The organism is Acutalibacter intestini, from assembly GCF_034334985.1.
In the GTDB taxonomy this organism is placed as follows: domain Bacteria; phylum Bacillota; class Clostridia; order Oscillospirales; family Acutalibacteraceae; genus Acutalibacter; species Acutalibacter intestini.
The window spans coordinates 1-593 of the sequence record NZ_JAWXXL010000140.1 but is presented as its reverse complement, the minus strand read 5'-3'; the positions used below and the strand labels follow the sequence as shown (position 1 = coordinate 593).

Below are 593 nucleotides of genomic sequence, written 5' to 3'. Positions count from 1 at the left end.
CCTTATACGGCGCAGGATATCTCTCATAACATTCATTCATTTATGCGTCGGCTCCAGCATAATCCCTCTCGGGTTATTCGTTTTTTCCTCCATCCGCTTCTTTCCTATCTTTCGGCGGAAGAGTAATAACATAAGGGCACATGTTCTGCACCAACTTAGCCAATGCCGGAATGAACCCGAAAGCGTTACAGTATATCATGGGACATTCCAACATCACTATGACGCTGAACTATTACGCACACGCAACATTCGCTTCCGCAAAGGCTGAAATGGAAAGGCTGATTGCAGCATAGCCGCACACGGATTTACGACTTCTTTTACTACCACCCAGAGGGAAAACCTAAAAGGTTTTGAGGGCATATAAGAACTTCTCCCCATATCTAAAATGCCGGGAAAGCCCGAAAATACGGGCTATACCGACATATAAGAACGTCTAAAGAGACAATCTAAATTCACCCATAATTTTAAATAAAAAAAGAGCCAACCACCGAAGTTTCCCTCGGTAGTTGGCTCCTATTGCCCTTCCCCCGCCCCAATTGGCGGGGGGCTGTATGCAATTGTTTCTTTTATCTCCACCACCACATAGCCCCGGC

The 593-nt window shown here is 45.9% G+C and carries 1 pseudogene; it reads left to right on the top strand.

What is annotated here, in order from left to right:
* Positions 1-137: 137 nt before the first annotated feature.
* Positions 138-293, top strand: a pseudogene (locus tag U8U68_RS22115) (tyrosine-type recombinase/integrase); the annotation flags it as partial.
* Positions 294-593: the final 300 nt, after the last annotated feature.